General features: G+C 28.5%; 1 protein-coding gene. It reads left to right on the top strand.

Going from position 1 to position 1,001, the window contains the following annotated elements:
* Positions 1-28: 28 nt before the first annotated feature.
* The gene (locus AB0C84_RS46365) at positions 29-940 is read left to right on the top strand and encodes a DUF2268 domain-containing putative Zn-dependent protease (protein ID WP_002498899.1); all 912 of its coding nucleotides are present in this window, start codon (positions 29-31) and stop codon (positions 938-940) included.
* Positions 941-1,001 lie beyond the last annotated feature (61 nt).

Here is a 1,001-nt window from a genome sequence, read left to right as displayed (position 1 = left end):
TTATTGTTAGTGATATGGAGGGATAAATATGTATAAAATAAATATAGTTAGATCAGATAAGGTATATTTAGGTTTACTTGATACAGAATATGAAAATAAGTCGAAATATTTTAAAGACAATCTTCTAAAATACTTTAAAGAAAAATTTGAAATTCAGAACATACCTTTTGAAAGTGACAACTTTGGATTTGATGCATTACAATTTTTAAATATGACTCATATTTCGCCAGAAGCATTTAATACAAATTATAGGAGTGAAGTTGCACTGCTAAATGATGCCTTTTGGAATGATTGTAAGTTATATATAGAAGATGGTATAGAACAATTTGAGAAAAATGGAATTGAATCACATATTGATAAATATACGTTTACTGTATTATTAGGGGACAGTAAAAAACCCACGATGTATCTAAATAATAATTATGGTGGAGATGGTGGGATACCTGGTTATATATTCATTTCATTAGTACCCAATCAATATACAATAAGCCGTATTAAAAGTGCAATTGCTCACGAAATAAATCATAATATTAGATATCAGTACATTAAATGGGATGGCGGATCTCTGACTGAATTAATTATTTCAGAAGGACTCGCAGAAAATTTTGTGGAAAAAATGTATGGAACAAAATATTTAGGGCCATGGGTAACTGAAATTGATTGGTATCAACAAAATAATAAAATCAAAAATACAATAAAGGAAAATCTAGATATTAATAATATGTTTGAGGCAATGCCATATCTTTATGGAGATGAAATTACAAGAATGCAAGGTGGAGTGCCTGTTGGATTACCACATGCAGCCGGATATACGTGTGGTTATTATCTTATAAAATACTATTTAGAAAAAACACAACGTACTATAGAAGAAGCTACTATTAAATCATCAGATGAAATTTTAAAAGAGGTGAATGATTTCTGGAATACCAATATAATTTAAAAGACATTATTGAAATAACAGGTGTATCAAAAAGAACGTTACATATAGGAATATGTTAAGC

The organism is Actinomadura sp. NPDC048955, assembly GCF_040649435.1.
Taxonomy (GTDB): Bacteria; Actinomycetota; Actinomycetes; order Streptosporangiales; family Streptosporangiaceae; genus Spirillospora; species Spirillospora luteofluorescens.
This window is presented reverse-complemented; position numbering and strand designations above follow the sequence as displayed.